The following is a 24961-nucleotide window of genomic DNA, read 5'->3' on the forward strand; positions in this document are numbered from 1 at the left end:
GACTGTTAATAGCCTGTTAAACACTAGCAAATAAAAGGGTTATATCTTAGCGAGCGAAATTATCTGCGCAGGAGGTACCGCAGGCCACAACCCTCCCTGCATGGCACTGAATCCCACAGGCAAGACGCGCTCCAGCATCTCTTGTGTATCAATTCCGCTAATGATTATTGACTCACAGCTGGGCGATAGTTGCGCCAGAATAGCCCGCATAAACGGTTCAAACGAAATATGTGCAATCCTTTGTTGAACAAAGTTTTTATCCAGCACAACGTGTTTGAACAGGCCGTCAAAAATTGCCCGGGTTGATATACCGCCAGAACCATAGTTTGTCAGGACTAATGGAAATCGCGCAGCAAGTGCGGCCAATACTGGATTATCTTTACCTTTGTTTAACTCCGGATAGCTTTCATTAATAGCCAGCTCCAGAAATGAAAATCGTTCAACTTGTGAAGCAAATTCAGTATCTGATAATAAAGTATTAGCAACTGCTGGCGTTAAATTAATCCAGGCGGATACTTTTCGCTGAATAAAAAAATGTTGGCACGTTTCGATTAATTCTAGTTTTTCTACAAATAAACGACATTGTTCGTCGTCTGACATCCGAGGTAGGACCAGCTCGGTGGGTATACGCACATCCCCATGCGCACTGGCGAAACTGGTGATGATATCGACGAATTCAAGATCGCCTTTTTCGCTTCTCGCAGGAAGAAAAGAGAACTCAGAATGGTAAAGATTATCCAGTGAAACAATCATCGTGCCAGCCCCGCTGCATGGGTGTTATCCGGCATCCTGTAGCAAAGGATGGAGAAATACGTTACTGCTGATGCAAGTAGAGGCCCTTTCATTTTTCCCTTTTTAGCCGGTAAATCGAATCCTTTTTTTTAGCTTATCCTGATTATAAGCGAATATCCAGCTTTGCACTTTTTAATATCTCGGAATAAATCATATTTTTAGCAAGATACGCTCTTAATGTTCAGGGGTATTGTCTAACCAAAAGCAGAAATAAAAGTTAACTTTCAAATGGTGATGTTGAGGCTGCGCACTCGATGGCAGCCTCGGAGTTGCGGGGGATTAAATACGTCGCGCCTGCCAAAAGTTTTTACGCCAGTAAACGTTATCCAGAGACGAGCGCATCACGCCACGGCTGGTTGAAGCATGAATAAATTGATTATTGGTATCGTAAATACCAACATGCAGACCGCTTTCCCCAGACCCGGTTTTAAAGAAAACCAGATCGCCGGGCAGCAAATCGTCTTTATCAATTTCGGTACCAATCTTTGATTGCGTACGCGTATCGCGCGGAAGTTGCAGGTCGAATTTATCGCGCATCGTCATCAAAACAAATCCAGAACAATCCACCCCACTACGACTCATGCCGCCATAACGATAGGGTGTGCCATGCCAGGTTTGTAGCTGATCATTAAGACCGGCGATAACGGCAATAGAATCCGACAAGCGGGCATTTGGCGCAGGCGCACGATGGCTGCTGCAGCCCGCCAAAAACAATGCTGTGATGAAAAGGAGCCAAAAGCGCATTCAGTACGAATCCTCTGAATTTTATTTTTATGCCAATTTAGCGTGGAAATTATATGATTTTCAAGAACCCATTTCACTTAAGTGGTTGATATGAGCATTCTGTGCCCTTCAATATCCAAACGTCGGAAGTTGACGCCATAGGCCGCAGACAGATTGGCCGGCGTCAGCACCGCATCTCGTGAACCACTGGCAAGCAGTTTCCCGCGTTTGAGTAGCCAGGCTTTATGCGCATGGCGTAAGGTGTGATTAAGGTCGTGGCTACTCATCACAATCGCTATGCCCTGCAAACACAGCTGACTCAACAAGCGGTCCAGTGCGTTTTGTTGCGCGACATCCAGACTGTTCATCGGCTCATCCAGCAGTAAAAGCTGACCTAATGGATTCGATTGCGGGCAAATCTGCAGGATAACCGCAGCCAGGCGCACACGCTGCCACTCACCGCCGGAGAGTTGGTTCACGCCGCGCCCCAGTTTATCTCCCAGGCCGAGCGCATCGGCGATCTCCTGTAACAGATCGGTACGTGCTTTGTCGGGTTGATGCAGCGTCAGAAAATGCCAGACCGGCATGGCAAACGGCGGATTTTGCTGTTGCGCAAGATAGGCGCGATATTGCGCCAGCCTGGCGGCCGGCCATTCCTCCAACGGCATATCACCAAAAGTGATACTGCCCTCTCCGTTTGTCAGACCCGCCATACGCGCCAACAGCGTACTTTTTCCGGCACCGTTTGGTCCCACTAAATGCAAGATCTCTCCTGCTTTGATCTCACCAGAAAGCGGGCCGAGACGGGTCGATTCCGCGACGTCCTGTAGCTGCATCAATCGAGACATTAGTTTGCCAGCGCCTGCTTGATGGTTTGCACCAGGATGGGATCCTCAGGTGTCATATCCGGTGAGAATCGTTGCAGCACTTTTCCATCGCGACCCACTAAAAACTTCTCGAAATTCCACAGGATATCGTCCGGGTAGAGCGGCGCACGACCTTTGCTCGCCATTCGCTCGTAGAACCCACTGTCCGCAGGCGCAACGGCCGTTGGCGCGGCATCAATCAGCTTCTGATACAGCTGATGGCGTCCCTCGCCGTTGACGTCGATTTTGCTGAACATCGGGAAAGTTACGCCCCATGTGGTACTGCAGTACGTTTTTATTTCCTCTTCGCTGCCCGGCTCCTGGCCCAGAAACTGATTGCAAGGGAAACCAAGAACGCTGAAGCCCTGTTGGTGCCAGGCTTTCTGCAGATTTTCCAGTTGCTCGTACTGCGGCGTCAGTCCACATTTTGAAGCAACGTTGACGATTAACAGCACATTCCCGGAATACGGCTGCAGTGAGGTAACCTCGCCGTCGATGGTCGTCACTTCTGTATCGAGGATAGTGTTTTGCATAGCATCTCCAGAACAACAGGTGGATTTTCAGTTTTTAATCATAGACCGTACCAACGCGTTCTAGCGCGCGGCTTTTAACAATAGCCAGATAAATACCGGTGCGCCCATGGTGGCCGTTACCACGCCGATAGGTAACTCAGCCGAGGCCAGCACCAAACGCGCGACAACATCAGCAAACAATAATGCGATTGCGCCAGCCAACGCACAACCTGGCAGTAAAACACGGTGATCGGTGAGGCCACACAGTCTCAAAATATGCGGGATCACAAGCCCAATAAAACCAATCGCCCCTGCCAGAGCCACGCTCACGCCAACCATCCAGCCTGTGGCAACCACCAGCAGGTTGCGCCAGAACCATAATGGCAGTCCCAACTGACGTGCAGAAGTCTCTCCTAACGCCAGCATATTCATCGGCTGCGACTGACAGCAGATCCACACTAGCACCGGAATCAACGCCACCATGAGCCAGGCCTGATGCCAGTCTACGCCACCGAAGCCCCCCATCATCCAGTACATCAGCTGACGTAAATCAAACGAGGTAGAGAAGTAGATAGCCCATGTCATCAGCGCGCTACAGATAATCCCCAGCGCCACCCCCGCCAGCAGCAGACGGCTGGTAGACAGATGTCGACGGGCGAAACGTAGCAGAATAAGCGTGATAATCAGCGCCCCGGCAATCGCGCAAAGGCCCAACGCCCAGCCGGGGAGTTGCCCCTGCCCCAGCAGCACCGCCGCGATAAGCCCGACTCCCGCGCCGTTAGATACGCCCAGTAATCCAGGCTCTGCGAGCGGGTTTTCAAACAGAGCTTGCATCACTGCGCCAGATAAGGCCAATGCAGCGCCTACCAGCAAAACGGCAAGGGTACGGGGAAGTCGAATTTGCCAGACGAACAGATCGCCGCGGGCGCTGAACCAGTCGCCGGGAGCGATCCATTGTTCTCCTGCGCACAAGCTTAGAATCGTTGCCAGTAGCATAAGTACTGACAGTGACAGTATCCAGCGTACGTTTCGACGCTGCTGTTGATGGGCGAAAGTCAGCATGTTTTCCATTCTGCTGAAAAGAGATGGAGGTGATTCTACGGTGCTGATTCGGTAGTGAAAAGGAAAAAGGCCGCATAGCGGCCTTTTTAGTTATACGCGTCATACTCTGCGTATCGTTAAATCACTCTTCTTTGGGCGTTGCGTTTTCAACCCGGCTTTTTAACTTCTGTCCGGGTCTGAAGGTCACCACGCGCCGTGCTGTAATGGGAATATCTTCGCCCGTTTTCGGGTTACGGCCCGGACGTTGATTCTTATCACGCAGATCGAAGTTACCAAAACCAGAGAGTTTTACCTGCTCACCATTTTCCAGAGCACGACGGATCTCTTCGAAAAACAGCTCGACCAGTTCTTTGGCATCCCGCTTGCTAAGCCCAAGCTTATCAAACAGATATTCTGACATTTCAGCTTTTGTAAGCGCCATAGGTTCAATCCCTCAATGATGCCTGGAATCGCTCTTTTAATGCCTCTACACATTTGGCGACGGTAGCGGCAATCTCCTCTTCTTCAAGTGTACGGCTGGTATCCTGAAGGATCAGGCTGATAGCGAGGCTCTTATAGCCCTCCGCAACACCCTTACCGCGGTACACGTCAAATAAGTTTACGCCAACTACCTGATTTACGCCAACTTTCTTACACTCGGATAAAATATCCGCAGCGGGAACGTTTTCTGCCACAACGACTGCGATATCGCGACGGTTCGCTGGGAAGCGAGAAACTTCACGCGCCTGAGGCACCACGCGGTCTGCGAGCTTATTCCACTCCAGTTCAAACACCAGAGTGCGACCGTTCAGATCCAGTTTACGTTCCAGTTCAGGATGAACAACCCCAATGAAACCAATACGTTCACCTTTCAGATAAATCGCCGCAGACTGACCCGGATGCAGTGCTGGATTCGCTTCAGCTTTGAACTGAATGTCTGCCAGTTTGCCTGTCAGGTCGAGAACCGCTTCCAGATCGCCTTTCAGATCATAGAAATCAACGGTCTCTTTTGCCAGATTCCAGTGTTCATCATGACGGTTACCGCAGATCACGCCAGCCAGCATCAGATCCTGACGGATCCCGAGGTTGGCCTGCGTATCTGGCACGAAACGTAAACCCGTTTCGAAAATACGTACGCGGTTCTGCTGACGATTCTGGTTATACACTACCGTAGACAGCAAGCCAGTCCACAGGGACAAACGCATTGCTGACATATCAATAGAGATTGGGCTTGGCAGCAGCAGCGCTTCTTCACCCGGATGCAGCAGCGACTGGACTTTCGGGTCGACGAAGCTATAGGTAATGACTTCCTGGTAGCCTTTGTCATTCAGCATGGTTTTTACACGTTTCAGCGACAAATCCGCTTCACGATGCGTACCCATGATAAGACCCGCCTGAATCGGCGTGTTCGGGATATTGTCATACCCGTATACGCGGGCGACTTCTTCGACCAGGTCTTCTTCGATTTCCATATCGAAACGCCAGCTCGGCGCGACCGCTTTCCACTCATCCTGCCCTTCCGTCACGTCACAACCCAGACGACGCAAAATGTCGCTCACCTGCTCATCGGCAATATGGTGTCCGATCAGACGATCCAGTTTGCTACGACGAAGCGTAATGGTTGCGCGTTTTGGCAGCGTGGCTTCGTTCGTCACATCAATGACTGGGCCCGCTTCACCGCCGCAGATATCAATCAGCAGGCGCGTTGCACGTTCCATGGCCTTATGTTGCAGCGCAGGATCGACACCACGCTCATAGCGGTGAGATGCATCGGTGTGCAGGCCGTGACGACGCGCGCGACCGGTAATAGACAGCGGGCTGAAGAATGCACATTCCAGCAGGACGTTTTGTGTTTCATCGTTCACACCGGAATGTTCGCCACCAAAGATGCCGCCCATCGCCAGCGCTTTGTTGTGGTCCGCAATCACCAGCGTATCTGCATTCAGCTTCGCTTCGCTGCCGTCCAGCAATACCAGGGTCTCACCCTCTTTTGCCATACGGACAACAATTCCGCCTTCAATGCGGTCTTTGTCGAATGCGTGCATCGGCTGGCCCAGTTCGAGCAGCACATAGTTAGTCACGTCAACCACGGCATCGATAGAACGAATACCGCAACGGCGCAGTTTTTCTTTCATCCACAGCGGGGTCGGCGCTTTAACATTGATGCCTTTCACCACGCGGCCCAGATAGCGTGGGCAGGCTTCCACGGCTTCAACCTGAATCGGCAGGACGTCGCTAATGGTCGCGGCTACTGGCGCGATTTCCGGTTCAACCAGCGGGGCTTTGTTCAGTACAGCAACATCACGCGCTACACCGATGATGCCTAAGCAGTCGGCGCGGTTCGGCGTGACGCTGATTTCGATGGTGTTGTCGTCAAGCTTCAGGTATTCACGGATATCGGTGCCAATTGGCGCATCGGCAGGCAGTTCGATAATCCCGTTATGATCGTCGGAAATACCCAGCTCGGAGAACGAGCACAGCATGCCTTCAGACGGTTCACCGCGCAGTTTCGCGGCTTTAATTTTGAAATCGCCCGGCAGAACGGCACCAACGGTTGCCACAGCCACTTTCAACCCCTGACGGCAGTTTGGCGCACCGCAGACGATATCCAGCAGGCGGTCGCCGCCTACATTCACTTTGGTGACGCGCAGTTTGTCAGCGTTCGGGTGCTGGCCACATTCAACCACTTCACCTACCACAACGCCATTGAACGCGCCGGAAACAGGTTCCACACCGTCAACTTCAAGACCCGCCATCGTGATTTGGTTTGACAGCGCATCGCTATCAATCGCCGGATTTACCCATTCGCGTAACCACAGTTCACTGAATTTCATTGTTTTATCCTGCCTTTATTTAAACTGTTTGAGGAAACGCAGATCGTTTTCGAAGAAAGAACGCAGATCGGTAACGCCGTAACGCAGCATAGTAAGACGCTCCATACCCATACCGAATGCAAAGCCGGAATAGATTTCCGGATCGATTCCAACGTTACGCAACACGTTCGGGTGAACCATCCCGCAGCCCAGCACTTCCAGCCATTTGCCGTTTTTGCCCATCACGTCAACTTCCGCAGATGGTTCAGTGAACGGGAAGTAGGAAGGACGAAAACGAACCTGCAGGTCTTCTTCAAAGAAGTTGCGCAGGAAATCGTGCAGTGTGCCTTTCAGGTTGGTGAAATTGATGTTGGTATCAACAATCAGCCCTTCCATCTGGTGGAACATTGGGGTGTGAGTCTGATCGTAATCGTTACGATATACGCGGCCCGGGGCGATAATACGGATCGGCGGCTGTTTTTCTTTCATGGTGCGGATCTGCACGCCGGAAGTCTGTGTGCGCAGCAGACGCGTCGCGTCAAACCAGAAAGTGTCGTGGTCAGCGCGCGCCGGGTGATGGCCAGGAATGTTGAGCGCATCGAAGTTATGATAGTCATCTTCGATTTCCGGACCGGTCGCCACGGTAAAGCCCAGCTCACCGAAGAAACTTTCAATCCTGTCGATTGTACGCGTCACCGGGTGCAGACCGCCGTTTTCGATACGACGCCCAGGAAGGGAAATATCGATCGTTTCTTCAGCCAGACGAGCATTCAGCGCAGCACTTTCTAATTCGGCCTTACGCGCGTTCAGCGCTTGCTGTACCTGCTCTTTGGCTTCGTTAATCACCGCACCTGCTGCCGGGCGCTCTTCTGGCGGCAGTTCGCGCAGGGTTGTCATCTGAAGGGTCAGGTGCCCTTTCTTGCCCAAATATTCGACGCGGACATTGTCTAACGCGGCAACATCTGAAGCCTGGTTAATGGCGGCCGTTGCACTGGCAACCAGCTCTGCGAGATGTGACATGGTTTTCCTCGTTATGTTGCGATATTCACTAGTCGCTCGTATATACGCAAAATCATTCAAGTTGTATCAACGCGGCCAAAGAGCGAATGCAGCCAATACAGAGACAACTTGAAGGATGACGCGTATAAAAAAAGCCTCCACCAGGGAGGCTTTTAGGCGCTGTTTTCCGTTTCTTCTTTCACGCGCAAGCCTCCTGAGTTCAGGTGCTAAAGTAAAAGAAGAAGCGGAAAATAGCAGCATTCATGCTTGCGTTACCTTGTGTGGTAAAAACCGGACAACCTTTATTGAAAAGGCTTACGGATAAATTGTCAACTAATTGATTGCACTACAAATAAAAGAGAGGGAGCCAGGCTCCCTCTTTTCACCGGCTTATGCCAGAGCTGCTTTCGCTTTTTCGACCAGAGCGGTGAACGCTACTTTGTCGAATACTGCGATGTCAGCCAGGATCTTACGGTCGATTTCAACAGAGGCTTTTTTCAGGCCGTTGATGAATTTGCTGTAAGAAATACCGTTCTGACGTGCTGCTGCGTTGATACGCGCAATCCACAGTTGACGGAACTGACGCTTTTTCTGACGACGGTCACGATAAGCGTACTGACCAGCTTTGATAACAGCCTGGAAGGCAACGCGGTATACGCGAGAACGCGCACCGTAGTAGCCTTTAGCTTGTTTCAAAATTTTCTTGTGACGTGCACGGGCAACTACACCACGTTTTACGCGAGCCATATGTGCTCTCCTGTATCTATATTCTTAGTAAAAAAATGAATTAAACGTTAACGGCTTATGCGTACGGCAGGCACGCGATAACCAGACCCAGATCGCCTTTAGACACGAGGCCTTTTGGACGCAGGTGACGTTTACGCTTAGTAGATTTTTTGGTCAGAATATGACGCAGGTTTGCGTGCTTACGCTTAAATCCACCACCACCGGTTTTTTTGAAACGCTTAGCAGCACCGCGTACGGTCTTAATTTTTGGCATTTTAATAACTTCCACTTCGCATTGTTAATAAACGAAACGTAGGCGAACAACGGCTGTGGAACCCGTAGGCTCCACAGACATTGCTACTTGAAGGCCTTACTGTTTCTTCTTAGGAGCGAGCACCATGATCATCTGGCGGCCTTCGATCTTCGTAGGGAAGGATTCGACTACTGCCAGTTCACTCAGATCGTCACGGACGCGGTTGAGCACTTCCATACCAATCTGTTGGTGGGCCATCTCACGACCGCGAAAACGCAGCGTGATCTTAGCCTTATCGCCATCTTCCAGAAAGCGTACCAGGCTGCGGAGTTTTACCTGGTAATCGCCATCGTCGGTGCCAGGACGGAATTTAATTTCCTTAACCTGGATAACTTTTTGCTTTTTCTTCTGTTCCTTAGAAGACTTACTCTTTTCATAAAGGAACTTGCCGTAGTCCATAATACGACAAACTGGCGGTTCGGCGTTAGGGCTGATTTCAACTAAATCTACTCCAGCTTCTTCAGCTTTTTCGATCGCTTCTCTCAGACTCACAATACCCAAAGCTTCGCCTTCCAGACCTGTTAAGCGAACTTCCAGGGCGCGAATCTCGCCATTGATACGATTCGGACGTGCCGTTTGAACTCGTTTTCCGCCTTTAATACCTTATTCCTCCAGTTGTTGAAGACTGCGGCTGCGAATCTCTTGTTGCAGCTTCTCAATCACTTCATTTACGTCCAGGCTGCCCAAGTCTTTGCCACGACGGGTGCGCACGGCAACTTTGCCTGCTTCTACCTCTTTGTCGCCACAGACCAACATGTAAGGGACACGACGTAAAGTGTGCTCGCGGATTTTAAAGCCAATCTTCTCATTTCTCAAGTCTGCTTTTACACGAATACCCGCATTTTGTAGTTTCTGCGTTAATTCGTTAACGTATTCAGACTGAGAATCGGTGATGTTCATGACCACAACCTGAACTGGTGCGAGCCAGGTCGGGAAGAAGCCAGCGAACTCTTCGGTCAGGATACCGATGAAACGTTCCATCGACCCAAGAATTGCACGGTGAATCATAACCGGAACCTGACGCTCGTTGTTTTCGCCAACGTAAGAGGCGCTTAAACGGGACGGCAGGGAGAAGTCCAGCTGTACAGTACCGCACTGCCATGCACGATCGAGGCAGTCATACAGGGTAAATTCAATTTTCGGACCGTAGAACGCGCCCTCACCCAGTTGGAACTCAAACGGGATGTTGTTTTCTTCCAGCGCAACGGCCAGGTCAGCTTCAGCACGGTCCCACATTTCATCGCTACCGATACGTTTTTCGGGGCGAGTGGACAGTTTGACGACGATTTTCTCGAAGCCAAAGGTGCTGTACATATCGTAGACCATACGAATGCACGCGTTAACTTCATCACGAATCTGCTCTTCAGTACAGAAGATATGTGCATCATCTTGAGTGAAGCCACGAACACGCATCAGGCCATGCAGCGCACCTGACGGTTCATTACGGTGGCAGCTACCAAACTCAGCCATACGCAGCGGCAGATCGCGATAGGATTTCAGACCCTGATTAAAGATCTGCACGTGGCCTGGGCAGTTCATTGGCTTAATGCAGTATTCACGGTTCTCAGAAGAGGTGGTGAACATCGCATCTTTGTAGTTATCCCAGTGACCTGTTTTTTCCCACAGCACGCGGTCCATCATGAATGGGCCTTTCACTTCCTGATACTGGTATTCTTTCAGTTTTGAACGAACGAATACTTCCAGTTCACGGAAGATAGTCCAGCCATCGTTGTGCCAGAACACCATACCCGGTGCTTCTTCCTGCATATGATACAGGTCAAGCTGTTTACCGATTTTACGGTGATCGCGTTTGGCCGCTTCTTCCAGACGTTGCAGGTAGGCATTCAGGGCTTTTTTATCTGCCCATGCAGTACCATAAATACGCTGCAGCATCTTGTTATTGCTGTCGCCACGCCAGTATGCCCCTGCGGTCTTCATCAGTTTGAAGTGATGGCAGAAGCGCATGTTCGGCACGTGCGGGCCACGGCACATATCGACATATTCTTCATGATGGTACAAGCCAGGCTTGTCATCATGGGCAATGTTTTCATCAAGAATGGAGACTTTATAGGTCTCGCCACGCTTCACGAAGGTTTCACGCGCTTCGTACCAGCTGACTTTCTTCTTAATGACATCGTAGTTTTTCTCAGCGAGCTCGTGCATCCGCTTCTCGAGCGCGTCGACGTCTTCCTGGGTTAACGTACGGTCAAGATCGATATCGTAGTAAAAACCGTTATCAACAACCGGTCCGATCGCCATTTTGGTGTGCGGCCAGAGTTGTTTGATCGCGTGCCCTAACAGGTGCGCACAGGAGTGACGAATGATCTCCAGACCTTCTTCATCCTTCGCGGTGATGATGGAGAGTTTCGCATCATGCTCAATCAGATCGGAAGCATCTACCAGCTCACCGTCAACACGGCCAGCAATAGTGGCTTTCGCCAGACCTGGACCGATGTCCAGCGCAACATCCATGGGGCTTACAGCGTGGTCGTAATGGCGTTGGCTGCCATCAGGAAGAGTAATAACAGGCATGTTATATCCTTATTTGCAGTGGTGACCCACACGTAAGATCACATACAAAGATTCAATATTTAAAATTATCAAAAAGGTGTGGGCTGATTCCCGCTTCACTCTGCGAAATATGTCACTGGTTGCCTTAAAGACCACACTGGACCTACACCCGCTTTTTGATAACACCGTTTGACAGTGTACACGGCATTACGGGTCGATCAAAGCAACAATCAACGCGCGCTCTATGATGTAAATCAATTCACTGACACCCAACCGTCTTTGTTACACTTGCACAAAGTCATCTAACCTGAGCAGGAAAAAAACAATGCCCACAAATCGCTTTGCGAAGAAACACTGGAAGATGGTTGTGATTCTGCTCGTTATTTGTGCGGCCATGTTGATGCTGCGCTGGGCTGCGATGATCTGGGGCTAAATGACGCTCCCCCACTGTTCCGGTTTCGTTTATTTATCGATTAATCGAATTAGTCTGAAAATAGCGCGTTATGGCCAGGTAAAAAAATAAAACGCAAATTAAATATTAAATAAACTTAACTTTAATTTAGGAAAGCCAGGTCATTTATTTGACCCGGCTTGTCATTACATCCGATAGCCGAGGGAAACTGTCGTACGGCGATCGGTATGCTCCGGCGCTGTTGCCGGCGGTTCAGAGTTCCAGGTCACGTTGTAAGCCACCTTTAACCCAAAGTGCTCGTTGATGGCAACGTTCAGGGCAGTTTCAGAGTTGAGCGTGGTATCGTCAGCGCCGAATACCGACACACCCTGAGTAAACTTGGTATTGTCCGTCATCTGCCATGCATAGGCCCCGGACGCATAGCCCAACGGCTGTGTTTCGGTGGTGCCATCCGTGTGCTCGTCATAGCGCACGCCAGGACCGAATTCGAAACGGAAGCTGTGCACAGGTCCGTTGAGGAACTGACGACCATAACCCGCTGTCAGCACGTCACGCTCGCGGTAGCCGTTGTAGCGGTCGGTCAACCAGCTTGCCTGTCCAAAGAGATAGTCATAGTCGGTCATGTTGTAACGACTACGGCCACCTACGGCATATTTCTCCGATGAACGCTCATCATTTGAGGAGGTATTGCTGGCATTTCCCCACAGAGACCATGCCGTCGTTTGGCCGTACCAGGTCATGGTGGTATCTGCGGTTAAAGAAGAACTTTTTGTGTTGCCTGACTGGGCGAGATATCCCGCGTTCAGGTTACCTTCAAAGGGTTTTTTCGCGCTGGAAGGGTCATCCATGACAGTAAAAACGGAATCATCGGCTACAGCATGCATTGACGCAAGCAGGCCTCCCGTCAGCAGTAATGCTGCGGGCACTGTCTTCAAAAGCTTCATTTATTAAGAGTCCGTACAACAAAAAAAGAGACCATTACGGTCTCGGAAACTTTCATATGGATCAATGACAAAAGACCCTTGAAAGGTAACAAATTATAAAAAGACTCGAATAACATAGCAATAAATTCTTATTTCATTTTTTGAATAAGAGCGTTCCTAAACCTTTATTTTATTTATATATCTTTATGGCGATAATTTTAAATAAAGATATGAAAAATCATGTTGTTAATTACTTCACTTTCGGGAGGTTAAGTGCCAGACTGAGTTCAGCCTAACAGGAGGTAAAGATGGTACGTATCTATACGTTAACACTTGCGCCCTCTCTCGATAGCGCAACAATCACCCCGCAAATTTACCCGGAAGGTAAGCTTCGTTGTACCTCGCCGGTTTTTGAACCCGGCGGCGGCGGTATCAACGTCGCTCGCGCAATTGCCCATCTTGGCGGAACCGCAACAGCGATTTTCCCCGCGGGGGGAGCAACCGGAGAGCATCTTGTTGCATTGCTCGCCGACGAAAATGTTCCCGTATCTACCGTCGAAGCTAAAGACTGGACCCGACAAAATCTTCATGTCCACGTGGAGTCCAGCGGCGAACAATATCGTTTTGTCATGCCAGGCGCTGCGCTGACCGATGAAGAGTTCTACCAACTTCAGGATCAGGTGCTGGAAATTGAATCTGGCGCGCTGCTGGTCATCAGCGGCAGTTTGCCGCCCGGCGTACAGCTTGAGAAATTGACCCGACTCATTACCACCGCACAAAAACAGGGGATCCGCTGTATTGTCGACAGTTCAGGCGAAGCACTGACGGCGGCGTTAGCCATCGGCAATATCGAACTGGTCAAACCCAACCTCAAAGAACTGAGTGCGCTGGTTAACCGCGAACTGACACAGCCCGATGATGTGCGCAAAGCCGCACAGGAAATCGTGCAAAGCGGAAAAGCGCACCGCGTTGTGGTCTCGCTTGGGCCGCAAGGGGCGCTGGGTGTAGATCGCGATACCTGCGTTCAGGTGGTTCCGCCACCGGTGAAAAGTCAAAGTACCGTAGGCGCGGGCGACAGTATGGTCGGGGCCATGACGCTTAAACTGGCAGAGAACGCGCCTTTTGAGGATATTGTCCGTTACGGTGTCGCCGCCGGTAGCGCAGCAACCCTGAATCAGGGTACGCGTCTGTGCGCTTTGGACGATACGCAAAAAATATATGCATACCTTGCGCAGTAATGGCACCGTCCCCCTTTTAACAGAAGGGGGATGTTCCGGTAAAACTGTCGGCATGGGGGTTATACGTCTATGCTAAAAAATCACGTGATTACAAAGAAGTGAATCATGTGCAGTCAGGTGTCTCCACAACGGTACGGGGTGAAGAAGAACGACAAACATTAAGTGCCTTTCCAGCGATGACGCGTCCGTGGTGTGCGTCAGTTCGTGTTTTTTAACCGCATTCTTGCGCTAACCTTATGATCTGGCAGACAACATGGGGAGAGACATCATGTGGCAGGCTATCAGTCGTCTTTTAAGCGAGCAATTAGGTGAAGGCGAAATCGAACTGCGTAATGAACTGCCCGGCGGAGAGATCCACGCCGCATGGCATTTACGCTATGCGGGGCGAGATTTTTTCGTCAAATGCGATGAAAGAGAGCTGTTAACCGGCTTTACGGCAGAAGCCGATCAGCTGGAGCTACTTTCCCGCAGTCAAACTGTATCTGTACCGAAAGTCTGGGCAGTAGGCGCAGACAGAGATTACAGCTTTCTGGTGATGGATTTCCTCCCTCCCCGTCCGCTTGATGCGCATAACGCGTTTATCCTCGGTCAACAGCTTGCGCATTTGCACGAATGGAGCGACCAGCCTCAGTTTGGTCTCGACTTCGATAACGCGCTCTCTACCACGCCGCAGCCAAATACCTGGCAACGTCGCTGGTCAACCTTTTTCGCTGAGCAGCGTATAGGCTGGCAGCTGGAACTCGCCGCTGAAAAAGGCATTGCGTTTGGCAATATTGACGCCATCGTCGAACATGTCCAGCAACGTCTCTCTTCTCATCAGCCGCAGCCGTCTCTCCTGCACGGTGATTTGTGGTCCGGGAACTGCGCCCTCGGCCCGAACGGTCCGTACATCTTTGACCCTGCCTGCTACTGGGGGGACAGAGAGTGTGACCTGGCAATGCTGCCGTTACATACCGATCAGCCGCCGCAAATTTATGACGGTTACCAGTCTGTCTCGCCACTGCCGCTGGACTTTCTCGACAGGCAGCCAATCTACCAGCTCTATACGCTGCTGAATCGGGCAATTCTGTTCGGGGGACAGCATTTAGTTGTGGCGCAGAAAGCGCTGGATAGATTACTGGCGGCTTAACGACGTACCGTGTTGCTTATCAGGCCTGCCGTTTCGCAACGTGGCAGGCCCGATAGAGTGGCACTTACAAAAAGCCCAGCAGTGAGAAGAAGAAGTAGCCGATCACGATAACGATCACCGGCAGAATATAAAGCGGGAAAATTTGTAAGAAGATCGTATGGTGCGGTACCACAATTCGCGACTCCAGTTGCTCGCGGGATAATCCTTCACTGCCCTTTGCCTGTTCCAGAATTAGCTGATCTTCAACGCCTTCGCGTAAGAAACGCGCCTGGCGGCTCATTCTGGCGCCTGAGTCCTGCAACGCAAGGCCGATAAAAATCAGAATGAATATCAGCCAAAAAACGAGATTCAGTCCACTTTGAAAATCGGGCGTTGGCGAGTTATACCAGAACACGTTAAGAAAAGGTGTGTTCACCCGCATCATGTCGATCATCACATGGGCAAAATCGAGCATGACCGCGTTAATCCCTTCCTGCTTTTCGCTGTGCGCGTACATAAACTTCAGTACTGAAACCAGCGTTGAAATCAGCGCAGGAATGAAAACCACCCATCCCACCAGCCTTTTCAAGATGGCAATGCGTCCAGCTTGTTGATACGTCATGAGTTCCCCTTGATTAAGACGTGTCATTTTGGCCTAAGTTTACCCGTTGATTACCGTTTTCGCCTGATCTTTAAAGGCGGTATACTTCTGAATTAGCCATAATGAACGCTCAGAGTCCGTCCAGGCTGGCTCTAATCCCTTTTATCACCGTAAAGGAGAGGTTGTAATGTCAACCCCGCGTCAAATTCTTGCTGCAATTTTCGATATGGATGGGTTACTGGTCGATTCTGAACCGCTTTGGGATCAGGCTGAACTGGATGTGATAGCAAGTTTAGGCGTTGATATCTCCCGCCGCCATGAACTTCCCGATACCCTTGGCTTACGCATCGACATGGTGGTTGATTTGTGGTTTGCGCAGCAACCCTGGAACGGCCCCTCACGTCAGGAAGTCACCGAGCGCATCATTACCCGGGCCATTGCGTTGGTTGAAGAAACAAAACCGCTGCTGCCAGGCGTTCGTGAAGCTGTGACACTGTGCAAATCTCAGGGAATCAAAGTAGGACTGGCATCCGCCTCGCCGCTACATATGCTGGAAAAAGTGCTGACCATGTTTGATCTGCGCGATGACTTCGACGCGCTGGCTTCTGCAGAAAAACTGCCTTACAGCAAACCGCACCCACAAGTTTACCTCGATTGTGCGGCGAAACTGGGCATTGCCCCGTTAAACTGCGTAGCACTGGAAGACTCAGTGAACGGCATGATTGCCTCGAAAGCTGCCCGTATGCGTTCCATCGTCGTACCAGCGCATGAGAATCAGGACGATCCTCGCTTCGTTCTTGCCGACGTCAAACTAACCTCGCTCACCGAACTCACAGCCGCTCATCTGCGCGGCTAATCCTGTAACGGGCAATGATCGTATTGCCCGCTTTTTCATTTTTCATCTTTGAATTTTTAAAACACCGTTTCATTTTAAATTGTATTTCTGTTTAACCTCTCCTATCCTTGCCCTATAGCGCAAGCGTTAATGACATAAATAGTTGAGGTAAACATGATTCAGGAAGCTTTTCGTCTCGAGGGTAAAGTCGCCATCGTCACTGGATGTGACACCGGCCTCGGGCAGGGTATGGCAGTGGCGCTGGCTGAAGCGGGCTGCGATGTAGTCGGCGTGAATCGTAAAATACCGCATGAAACCGCAGAGAAAATTAACGCCCTCGGTCGACGCTTTATGGCCATTCAGGCCGACCTCAGTCAACAAGATGCTCTCACCAGCATCGTGACACAAACGGTGTCGGCGTTTGGCCGGGTCGATATTCTGGTCAACAATGCAGGAACTATACGCCGTCAGGATGCGCTGGACTTCAGTGAAAAAGATTGGGATGACGTGATGAATCTGAATCTCAAATCCGTTTTCTTTCTGTCGCAGGCCGTGGCGCGCCAGTTTGTGGCGCAGGGCAATGGTGGAAAAATCATTAACATTGCCTCGATGCTCTCTTTTCAGGGGGGTATCCGTGTACCTTCCTATACCGCATCAAAAAGCGGCGTTCTGGGCATCACTCGCCTGCTCGCCAATGAATGGGCGGCCAAAGGAATTAATGTCAATGCTATCGCGCCCGGCTATATGGCGACCAACAACACCCAGCAACTGCGCGCAGACAGCGAGCGCAATAAGGAGATTATCGATCGTATTCCCGCAGGGCGATGGGGCACGCCGGATGATCTAAAAGGCCCGGTTGTTTTCCTTGCAAGTCCCGCCTCTGACTATATTCATGGTTATACGCTGGCGGTGGATGGCGGTTGGCTGGCGCGGTAAAGGCGCACTTGTGACAAAGGGTTACAACGTCACCTCTTCCGCCTACTGTATAAAACCCCTATACTGTATGAATCGACAGTTTATTGGGTTTTATCATGACGGCGGAAGGCCACCTTCTTTTTTCTATTGCCTGTGCGGTATTTGCCAAGAATGCCGAGCTAACGCCCGTTCTTGCGCAGGGTGACTGGTGGCATATTGTTCCTTCAGCCATTTTAACGTGCCTGCTGCCGGATATCGATCATCCCAAATCTCTGCTGGGGCAGCGTCTGAAGTGGATATCAAAACCCATTGCCCGGGCATTTGGTCATCGCGGGTTTACACATAGCCTGCTGGCGGTTTTTGCCCTGCTGGCCACGTTCTACCTGAAAGTCCCGGATACCTGGATAATACCTGCCGATGCCTTACAAGGTATGGTACTCGGCTATCTTAGTCACATTCTGGCCGACATGCTGACCCCAGCAGGCGTTCCCCTGCTTTGGCCCTGCCGCTGGCGTTTTCGTCTGCCTATCCTCGTGCCGCAAAAAGGCAATCAACTGGAGCGGTTTCTGTGTATGGCACTGTTCGCATGGGCAATCTGGATGCCGCAAACCGTACAAGAGAACAGCGCGGTACGCTGGTCTTCGCAGATGATTAATACGCTACAAATGCAGTTCAATCGTTTCATAACGCATCAGATTGACTAATAAATCAGCCAAAAAGTCATTTTAGGTATAAACAATTCCATTTGAATATAAGAGGCAAGTCACAGTTCTGCTAATCTTGCGCCAACAGAATCACCTTTAAACGGTGATACGCATAATAAGATCAGGAGAACGGGGATGAACTTTCCATTAATCGCGAACATTATCGTGTTCGTAGTGCTGCTGTTCGTGCTGGCGCAAGCCCGTCACAAACAGTGGAGTCTGGCCAAAAAAGTACTGGTCGGTCTGGTCATGGGTGTCGTGTTCGGCCTTGCCCTGCACACCATTTATGGCTCCGACAGCCAGGTTCTTAAAGATTCAGTACAGTGGTTCAACATTGTCGGCAACGGCTATGTCCAACTGCTGCAGATGATTGTTATGCCGCTGGTATTTGCGTCTATTCTCAGCGCCGTTGCACGTCTGCATAACGCCTCTCAGTTAGGTAAAATCAGCTTCCTGACCATCGGAACGCTGCTGTTTACCACGCTGATTGCCGCGCTGGTAGGGGTTCTGGTGACCAACCTGTTCGGCCTGACCGCCGAAGGTCTGGTGCAAGGTGGTGCCGAAACCGCCCGTCTGAACGCGATTGAAACCAACTATGTTGGCAAAGTGGCTGACCTCAGCGTTCCGCAACTGGTGCTGTCGTTTATTCCGAAAAACCCGTTTGCCGATCTGACTGGCGCGAACCCGACGTCGATTATCAGCGTGGTTATCTTCGCCGCATTCCTGGGTGTAGCCGCACTGAAACTGCTGAAAGATGATGCACCAAAAGGCGAGCGCGTTCTGGTCGCTATCGATACCCTGCAAAGCTGGGTGATGAAACTGGTTCGTCTGGTGATGCAGTTGACGCCGTACGGTGTTCTGGCGCTGATGACCAAAGTGGTTGCGGGTTCCAACCTGCAGGACATCATCAAGCTGGGTAGCTTCGTCGTGGCCTCTTATCTCGGTCTGGGCATTATGTTCGTGGTACACGGGATCCTGCTGGGTGTGAACGGCGTTAGCCCGTTAAAATACTTCCGCAAGGTATGGCCAGTGCTGACGTTCGCATTCACCAGCCGTTCCAGCGCAGCCTCAATTCCGCTGAACGTTGAAGCGCAGACCCGTCGTCTGGGCGTGCCTGAATCCATCGCCTCATTTGCCGCCTCGTTTGGTGCCACGATTGGTCAGAACGGTTGTGCGGGCCTGTACCCGGCAATGCTGGCAGTAATGGTTGCACCGACCGTCGGTATCAACCCACTGGACCCAATGTGGATTGCCACGCTGGTTGGTATCGTGACCGTGAGCTCCGCAGGGGTTGCGGGTGTGGGTGGCGGTGCAACATTTGCCGCGCTGATCGTCCTGCCCGCTATGGGTCTGCCGGTCACGCTGGTTGCGCTGCTGATCTCCGTTGAGCCGCTGATCGATATGGGTCGTACCGCGCTGAACGTAAGCGGTTCCATGACTGCCGGTACGCTGACCAGCCAATGGCTCAAGCAGACTGATAAAACGATTCTGGACAGCGACGATAACGCCGAACTGGCGCATCGCTAAGTCTGTCAGCTAAAAAACAAAAAACCGCCGGAGTGTCATGCTCCTGCGGTTTTTTTATATCCATTAATCGCTTAGTTCATTTTCCTGGCGAATCTGATTAGCCCAGCGCTGTGCTGATTCCGGGACCGTAAATGCAGGCGAACGTTGAAACGCCTCCCCCATTAAGACAAAAGCGACATATTTTCCGCGTAGTATCCATACGTCACGAAACGCATCCATTTTAATCGCATGCTCTGGTGGCGCGGGCTCCACGCGAGGAACATAGCTGATAACCGGACGATTTTGTTGGCGAAGAGGTTTCATAATCAGTTGCTTCACTAAAGACAAATTCTAAAAATCAGAAAACCGCTATCTTAGCCGATTTTGCCACTGGGCGGTGCAAAAACAGCGTATTCATGAAGGGAATGACTATATCGGGGATCGCAGACGGGTTGCAGGTGCTATTTGTGCCACAAGCAAAAAAATGCGGCGCACGATTGCGCCGCAAACTCAGGAATTACACGTTCAGAAAACTGCCAAGACGATAACCGCGCTCCGCAATTGCATATTTCAGTGACGAAGACGTCAGCACGTCGAGCTCAGTTAAGCGGGGGTAACAGTAGGCACTTTGACGAATAATGTCATCGATAAAGGCCGGATGACACATCACTTCCAGCGAAGACTCTCCCCGGTCGGCTGACGCATCCAGCGTCTGTAAAAACAGAGCCTCGGAAATCGCTTCGCCGTAAAACTCGCTGCTGAATCCCTGGGAGGTACGTAACGTTTCCGGAAAATCAGACGCCTGAAACACGGTCTGACGATCGATACGCAATGCAATCCCCTTCTCGGCAGCAAACCCGGCTACGATAGGGAAAATTTGCGGGAACATATGCACATGGTGATGGCTATCCAGATGCGTCGGCTCCCGCCCGAACAGGTCAATAAAACGCTGATACTGCGCGGCCAGCTCCTGAGAAATTTCATCCAGCGGCAAAGTGTCCTCCTCTGCCATCTGCCAGATCCATTTCCCCAGTAATCCGTCACGGGTAAGGCCCGGCATTGCCGTCAACGGCCTACCCAGCGTCAGAACAAAATGCATCCCGACGGCAAGTGCAGGTATGTCGCGACTCAGCTGTACCGCATGGTCAATCGCCGCACCGTTAACCAATGCCGTTGTCGAGGTGACAACGCCATTGCGACAGGCTTCAACAATGCCGTAGTTTTGTCCTTTACTCAGGCCAAAATCATCCGCATTCACAATCAGTACGCGTTCCATAGCCGACCTCAGTTAGTGTTGTTCGCTTTTGAGTTTCTCAATGCACCCGGCGAAGTTTGGCAACCATTTTTCATGCGCCAGGATTAGCTCACGCGCCAGAATCTCGGCATCGCTGTCAGAATGAACCAGCGGACTCAGGTTTAACGCCAGCAGCACATCATTCAGCTCGCCGCTCAATGCCGCATTGCTCGCCGCAACCTCAAAGCCTTTGATGGTGTAGATAAGACCGAGCACTTTCTCATCAAAATGGGTAATACGTGGGTGCGGCGTAGCACCGTTACGTCCGAGCGTGCAGGTCATCTCAACCGCCCAGTCCGCAGGAATGTTATCAACATGTCCATGATGTGGAATGTTGACGTAGTGCTCGGTCTGTTTGTCGTTGTAGATGGCGTTGATCACTTCACAGGCCGCATCGGAGTAATACGCGCCACCGCGCTGCTCCAGCTCTTTCGGCTTAACGTTTAGCTCAGGATTTTTGTAGAGATCAAACAGTTGTTTTTCTACTTTTTGTACTACCTGGGCACGTGCGCCGCCCTTATAGTACTCGCCCATTTCGATCGCCAGCATCTCTTTTGGCTTAAAGTAGTACAGCAAATACGAGCACGGCAGCAGCTTCAGCGAACGAATCAACCCTTCGCTGAACGGCAGGTCGAAAATGTTCTTCACGGTGGAAGCTTTCAGTTGTCCAGAAGCCACGCCGTCCAGCAGTTCATCAAAGCGTGATGTACCGTTCACCAGCACGTCTTTAATAAAGACCATGTGGTTCAGACCGAACAGATCGATGGATAAATCATCGCTCTCTTTCAGCGCCAGCACATCGCTAATGAACATTTTCATGCCGACAGGAATATTACACACACCGATGAATTTCTTGAAATTCGTGTGGCGATAGACCGCTTCAGTCACCATCCCTGCCGGGTTAGTAAAGTTAATCACCCAGGCATTCGGGCACAGTTCTTCCACATCTTTAATAATGTCAAAGATAACCGGAATGGTACGCAGACCTTTGAACAGCCCGCCAGCACCGTTGGTTTCCTGTCCCAGATAACCATGGCTCAGCGGAATGCGTTCATCCTTCTCACGGGCTTTCAGTTGCCCTACGCGCAGTTGGGTGGTAACGAAATCAGCATCTTTCAGTGCTTCACGGCGGTCCAGCGTTTTAAACAACTTCATCGGTACGCCGGCTTTGTCGATCATGCGCTGGCAAAGGTCAAAAATAATGTCCAGCTTCTCTTTTCCACCGTCGACATCAACCAGCCACAACTCAGAAACCGGTAATTCATGATAGCGCTTAATAAAGCCTTCAAGTAATTCAGGGGTGTAGCTGCTCCCGCCACCGATAGTGACGACTTTTAATTTCTGGCTCATACTTTCTCCCTTCAGTGTCAAAACACTGACGTGTATTATGCTCAACCCGTTTGTCAGGTATAGCGTGGCTGTCCCGACGCTATTTTGGGCAAGCTATAAAAAATGGGTTATTGGCAAATAATATCTACTGATTAAATTCAGTTAATTTCTTACGGTAGCTATTCGGTGTAAACGACGTCAGCTTTTTAAACGTTTTAATAAACAGGCTTGGACTACTGTAGCCAGACTCGTAAGCAATATCCGTTACAGAATAGTTCGTCATTTCCAGCTGTTTTTTAGCAAAGTTAATGCGGATTTCATTAATAATCTGCATCGGCGTTTTGCTGTAATAACGCTGGGTAGCGCGGGTCAGATACTCCTGGGATTTCGCGGACAGGTGTACCATATTTTCCAGCGCATTCTCGCTAAACTGCCGTTTGTCGTGCATGGTCTCGACGGTGGTTTTAAGCCACTGCGGAATATCATCCAGCACCTGCTCTTCGCGATGATGGCGTAACCGATTTATAATATAGAAGGTGACCACTTCTACAAATTCATCCAGCCCGCTCTCACGAAAGTTAAGTGATGCAATAACCGTTTCAATGTAGGTAAGAAACGAGTTATTCGCCCGGTAGACCTGCGATGCAACGAAACAAAATGGCAGCAGCGGGTGATAGTGCTGTTCAAAAAAACGTTTACTGATGCCGACGTTAAGGATCCTTGTCGCACCAAAATCATAAAAACTCTGGTGGTGCGATCCCAACGGGATAAAGACAAAGTCTCCACGTTCTAGCAGTACGCGTTTACCGTTGATTTCCTGATAATAGCGCCCGGTTAAAACCAGGGTAAACTCATAGTAGTCATGCTGATGCAGCCCGCTGATGCTCTCAGTTTTGTTATAGATGAACACATGGAAATTTTTGCCATTAAACAGCTGCTGTTCATAAACGGTTTTGATTTCCGGTGCGTTAATCTGTAGCTGCATTATGCACTCCTCGCTATTTCAGCTTTTCGTGAAGCTCAATCAGTTCAGTCACCAGCTCACGCGCCAGCATTGATGTCATCAGGTGGTCCTGTGCGTGGACCAGCACCAGGCTAACTTTCATTTTACCTTCGCCCTGATCGCCTTCAATCAATTTCGTTTGCACGAGGTGCGCTTCGTTCAGCGCCAGACGAGACTGGTCCATCATGGTCTTAGCTGACTCGAAATCACCCTGCTTGGCCATTTTGAGTGCGCCGTACGCCAGGCTACGCGCCTGACCGGAGTTGATGATGAGGCCCATCACCACTTCTTCAAGTTCTTCTGCTTCTGACTGCGTATCGACGATGTTCTCGATATCCAACATACTTTTTTCCTCTGGTTCAGTCCGGCATGACCGTAAAGCCATGCCGGATTAAATTTAGAATTTTAATGCGTTAGCGATATCTTCTTCGCTTTCTTCTTGGTCAATAACGTTCTGCGCTTTGTTGGCTACCACCACGAACGGCAGGTAAACCAGCGTTGCGATACCGAGGTTGAACAGCGCGACCAGCAGAGCAGCGACGCTACCGTTGGTGTTAAAGAACGCGCCCAAACCGGTTGGCATAGTCCACGGTGCAATGTTGGTAATCGGTGGAATAATGCCTGAGTAGTAAGCTGCCAGCGTAATCGCCGCCAGAATCGGTTGCACCAGAATGAACGGGATAAACATCACCGGGTTCATGATGATCGGCAGACCGAACAGGATAGGTTCGTTAATCTGGAACAGACCTGACGGCAGTGCCAGTTTAGCAACCTGACGATAGTCAGGACGACGCGATGCCAGGAAGATAGCGATAATCAGACCCAGCGTTGCTCCGCTACCCCCAAGGAAAATATAGGAGTCGAGCATCGGTTTCGCCCAGACGTGGAACGTCTTACCGGCTTCCAGCGCGGCATCTACGGAACCAAACTGTTGGTAGATAGAGATGTTTTCCAGCGCCCATGGCGTCATGATACCGCTGTCCAGCGCAGTCAGCGCCAGTGAACCGTGAATACCGAAGAACCACAGCAGCGGAACAAAAATCACGTAGGCCCAGCCCACCACGCTGCCCAACGACGCCAGCGGAGTTGAAATGGAATCCATAATGATTTGGTGGAAGTTCGTACCCCAGGTGTTCAGTGCCCAGGCGATGATCCCCATAATGGAGAGGATAAGGAAGCCAGGAATCAGCGCAGAGAAAGAGCGCGATACGGATGTCGGTACGCTATCAGGTAATTTAATGACCCAATTGCGACGAACCACAAAGGTGAACATTTCCGCGACCGCAAGGCCGATAATAATACCGGAAATAATATTGGCACCGCCGAGCCAGTTCGCGCCAACGGCATAGGCTTCACCCACGCTATAAGGCGTTACGGTCATAAACGCGGCGACGGATAACAGCCCGGCAGCCAGTGAGTCGACTTTACGTTCTTCTGCCAGCGCCATGCCGATAAAGAACGGTGCCATCAATGACATGATACCCAGCGTACCGTTATAGACGTTTCCACCAATGCCTTTCAAGCTATTCAAAGTTTCAATAGTTGAAGCATCAAGTCGAATGCCCATTGAATAAAAAAACGACCCCTCCCCAAAGCTCAGGAAAACGTTATTGATTAATACAAACATAGCCCCTGCGAGGGTTAACGGCATTAAACGAATAAAACCGTTCTTGATTGCATTAACGTGTGGCTGCTTTCCAATTTTTACAGCAAAAGGAAGGAGTACCTTTTCAAGTGAAGCAATAGCGTTACTCATAGAAAAATACCCTTAAATACCGCAATTAATAATTGCGGTGA

The 24961-nt window shown here is 50.6% G+C and carries 28 protein-coding genes and 1 other annotated feature; of the genes, 7 read left to right on the top strand and 21 right to left on the bottom strand.

The window, feature by feature from the left end; all coding sequences use genetic code 11:
* Positions 1-39: 39 nt before the first annotated feature.
* The 13 genes from OGY04_RS07445 to thrS all read right to left on the bottom strand — a co-directional run bounded on the left by OGY04_RS07445 (position 40) and on the right by thrS (position 11317).
* The gene (locus tag OGY04_RS07445; protein WP_103014602.1) at positions 40-753 is read right to left on the bottom strand and encodes an EAL domain-containing protein; all 714 of its coding nucleotides are present in this window, start codon (positions 751-753) and stop codon (positions 40-42) included.
* Between the two features lie 318 nt (positions 754-1071).
* A complete protein-coding gene (locus tag OGY04_RS07450) occupies positions 1072-1536 on the bottom strand; it encodes an NlpC/P60 family protein (RefSeq protein ID WP_003832591.1) in 465 nt (154 codons plus the stop codon).
* A 77-nt stretch (positions 1537-1613) separates the two neighbouring features.
* Positions 1614-2363, bottom strand: a complete 750-nt coding sequence (gene btuD, locus OGY04_RS07455; protein ID WP_060682303.1) for a vitamin B12 ABC transporter ATP-binding protein BtuD — start codon at positions 2361-2363, stop codon at positions 1614-1616.
* Positions 2363-2914, bottom strand: a complete 552-nt coding sequence (locus OGY04_RS07460) for a glutathione peroxidase (protein WP_286585065.1) — start codon at positions 2912-2914, stop codon at positions 2363-2365. Before OGY04_RS07460 ends, btuD begins: the two co-directional genes overlap by 1 nt.
* Before the next feature lie 60 nt (positions 2915-2974).
* A complete protein-coding gene (gene btuC, locus OGY04_RS07465) occupies positions 2975-3955 on the bottom strand; it encodes a vitamin B12 ABC transporter permease BtuC (RefSeq protein ID WP_003832584.1) in 981 nt (326 codons plus the stop codon).
* A 121-nt stretch (positions 3956-4076) separates the two neighbouring features.
* A complete protein-coding gene (ihfA, locus tag OGY04_RS07470) occupies positions 4077-4376 on the bottom strand; it encodes an integration host factor subunit alpha (RefSeq protein ID WP_003030571.1) in 300 nt (99 codons plus the stop codon).
* A gap of 4 nt (positions 4377-4380) precedes the next feature.
* Complete coding sequence (gene pheT / locus OGY04_RS07475; protein ID WP_032943162.1) at positions 4381-6768, bottom strand: phenylalanine--tRNA ligase subunit beta; 2388 nt, start codon at positions 6766-6768, stop codon at positions 4381-4383.
* Positions 6769-6783: 15 nt separating this feature from the next.
* Positions 6784-7767: a phenylalanine--tRNA ligase subunit alpha gene (gene pheS, locus OGY04_RS07480; protein ID WP_003832580.1), complete on the bottom strand. Its 984-nt coding sequence runs from the start codon at positions 7765-7767 to the stop codon at positions 6784-6786.
* A 124-nt stretch (positions 7768-7891) separates the two neighbouring features.
* Positions 7892-8016 (bottom strand) — a sequence feature (Phe leader region).
* Entirely contained in the window at positions 7967-8011 is a 45-nt protein-coding gene (pheM, locus tag OGY04_RS07485; RefSeq protein WP_001386830.1) for a pheST operon leader peptide PheM, read from the bottom strand. (Overlaps the previous feature by 45 nt.)
* 120 nt (positions 8017-8136) lie before the next feature.
* On the bottom strand, positions 8137-8493 hold the full coding sequence (gene rplT, locus OGY04_RS07490; protein WP_003030578.1) for a 50S ribosomal protein L20: 357 nt from the start codon (positions 8491-8493) through the stop codon (positions 8137-8139).
* A gap of 55 nt (positions 8494-8548) precedes the next feature.
* On the bottom strand, positions 8549-8746 hold the full coding sequence (gene rpmI / locus OGY04_RS07495; protein WP_003030583.1) for a 50S ribosomal protein L35: 198 nt from the start codon (positions 8744-8746) through the stop codon (positions 8549-8551).
* A gap of 96 nt (positions 8747-8842) precedes the next feature.
* Positions 8843-9385, bottom strand: coding sequence for a translation initiation factor IF-3 (gene infC / locus OGY04_RS07500; protein ID WP_048997935.1), 543 nt, complete (start codon positions 9383-9385; stop codon positions 8843-8845).
* A gap of 3 nt (positions 9386-9388) precedes the next feature.
* Positions 9389-11317, bottom strand: coding sequence for a threonine--tRNA ligase (thrS, locus tag OGY04_RS07505; RefSeq protein WP_003832572.1), 1929 nt, complete (start codon positions 11315-11317; stop codon positions 9389-9391).
* Positions 11318-11621: 304 nt separating this feature from the next.
* On the opposite strand from thrS, the gene yniD reads away from it, so the two are divergent.
* On the top strand, positions 11622-11729 hold the full coding sequence (gene yniD / locus OGY04_RS07510) for a small membrane protein YniD (RefSeq protein WP_003030590.1): 108 nt from the start codon (positions 11622-11624) through the stop codon (positions 11727-11729).
* 164 nt (positions 11730-11893) lie between these two features.
* On the opposite strand, the gene OGY04_RS07515 is transcribed toward yniD, so the two are convergent.
* Complete coding sequence (locus OGY04_RS07515; protein WP_003832568.1) at positions 11894-12652, bottom strand: DUF481 domain-containing protein; 759 nt, start codon at positions 12650-12652, stop codon at positions 11894-11896.
* A 287-nt stretch (positions 12653-12939) separates the two neighbouring features.
* On the opposite strand from OGY04_RS07515, the gene pfkB reads away from it, so the two are divergent.
* A complete protein-coding gene (pfkB, locus tag OGY04_RS07520; protein WP_048226753.1) occupies positions 12940-13869 on the top strand; it encodes a 6-phosphofructokinase II in 930 nt (309 codons plus the stop codon).
* Positions 13870-14137: 268 nt separating this feature from the next.
* Positions 14138-14998, top strand: a complete 861-nt coding sequence (locus tag OGY04_RS07525) for a fructosamine kinase family protein (RefSeq protein WP_003030598.1) — start codon at positions 14138-14140, stop codon at positions 14996-14998.
* A gap of 64 nt (positions 14999-15062) precedes the next feature.
* Here the strand turns inward: OGY04_RS07525 and OGY04_RS07530 are convergent, their stop codons facing one another.
* Entirely contained in the window at positions 15063-15599 is a 537-nt protein-coding gene (locus OGY04_RS07530; protein WP_008784573.1) for a YniB family protein, read from the bottom strand.
* Positions 15600-15765: 166 nt separating this feature from the next.
* Between OGY04_RS07530 and hxpB the strand changes: the two genes are divergently transcribed.
* The 4 genes from hxpB (at position 15766) to tcyP (ending at position 19559) form a co-directional block, all read left to right on the top strand.
* Positions 15766-16434: a hexitol phosphatase HxpB gene (hxpB, locus tag OGY04_RS07535; RefSeq protein WP_267445579.1), complete on the top strand. Its 669-nt coding sequence runs from the start codon at positions 15766-15768 to the stop codon at positions 16432-16434.
* Positions 16435-16587: 153 nt separating this feature from the next.
* Positions 16588-17349: a 2-dehydro-3-deoxy-D-gluconate 5-dehydrogenase KduD gene (gene kduD / locus OGY04_RS07540; RefSeq protein ID WP_048214334.1), complete on the top strand. Its 762-nt coding sequence runs from the start codon at positions 16588-16590 to the stop codon at positions 17347-17349.
* An 83-nt stretch (positions 17350-17432) separates the two neighbouring features.
* Positions 17433-18032: a metal-dependent hydrolase gene (locus OGY04_RS07545; protein ID WP_008784570.1), complete on the top strand. Its 600-nt coding sequence runs from the start codon at positions 17433-17435 to the stop codon at positions 18030-18032.
* A gap of 135 nt (positions 18033-18167) precedes the next feature.
* On the top strand, positions 18168-19559 hold the full coding sequence (tcyP, locus tag OGY04_RS07550; protein ID WP_006684833.1) for a cystine/sulfocysteine:cation symporter: 1392 nt from the start codon (positions 18168-18170) through the stop codon (positions 19557-19559).
* A 63-nt stretch (positions 19560-19622) separates the two neighbouring features.
* Here tcyP and cedA read toward each other — a convergent pair whose 3' ends face one another.
* The 6 genes from cedA to chbC all read right to left on the bottom strand — a co-directional run bounded on the left by cedA (position 19623) and on the right by chbC (position 24920).
* On the bottom strand, positions 19623-19886 hold the full coding sequence (gene cedA / locus OGY04_RS07555) for a cell division activator CedA (protein ID WP_071992542.1): 264 nt from the start codon (positions 19884-19886) through the stop codon (positions 19623-19625).
* A gap of 169 nt (positions 19887-20055) precedes the next feature.
* Positions 20056-20814, bottom strand: coding sequence for a chitin disaccharide deacetylase (chbG, locus tag OGY04_RS07560; RefSeq protein ID WP_032943153.1), 759 nt, complete (start codon positions 20812-20814; stop codon positions 20056-20058).
* 12 nt (positions 20815-20826) lie between these two features.
* On the bottom strand, positions 20827-22182 hold the full coding sequence (locus OGY04_RS07565) for a 6-phospho-beta-glucosidase (protein ID WP_032943151.1): 1356 nt from the start codon (positions 22180-22182) through the stop codon (positions 20827-20829).
* A 124-nt stretch (positions 22183-22306) separates the two neighbouring features.
* A complete protein-coding gene (gene chbR, locus OGY04_RS07570) occupies positions 22307-23149 on the bottom strand; it encodes a transcriptional regulator ChbR (RefSeq protein WP_085951046.1) in 843 nt (280 codons plus the stop codon).
* A gap of 10 nt (positions 23150-23159) precedes the next feature.
* A complete protein-coding gene (gene chbA / locus OGY04_RS07575; RefSeq protein ID WP_003832549.1) occupies positions 23160-23507 on the bottom strand; it encodes a PTS N,N'-diacetylchitobiose transporter subunit IIA in 348 nt (115 codons plus the stop codon).
* A 54-nt stretch (positions 23508-23561) separates the two neighbouring features.
* Positions 23562-24920 (bottom strand): PTS N,N'-diacetylchitobiose transporter subunit IIC, encoded by a 1359-nt coding sequence (chbC, locus tag OGY04_RS07580; protein WP_003030619.1) that lies wholly within the window; start codon positions 24918-24920, stop codon positions 23562-23564.
* Between the last annotated feature and the right edge of the window lie 41 nt (positions 24921-24961).

The organism is Citrobacter sp. Cpo091 (assembly GCF_030332645.1).
In the GTDB taxonomy this organism is placed as follows: domain Bacteria; phylum Pseudomonadota; class Gammaproteobacteria; order Enterobacterales; family Enterobacteriaceae; genus Citrobacter; species Citrobacter portucalensis.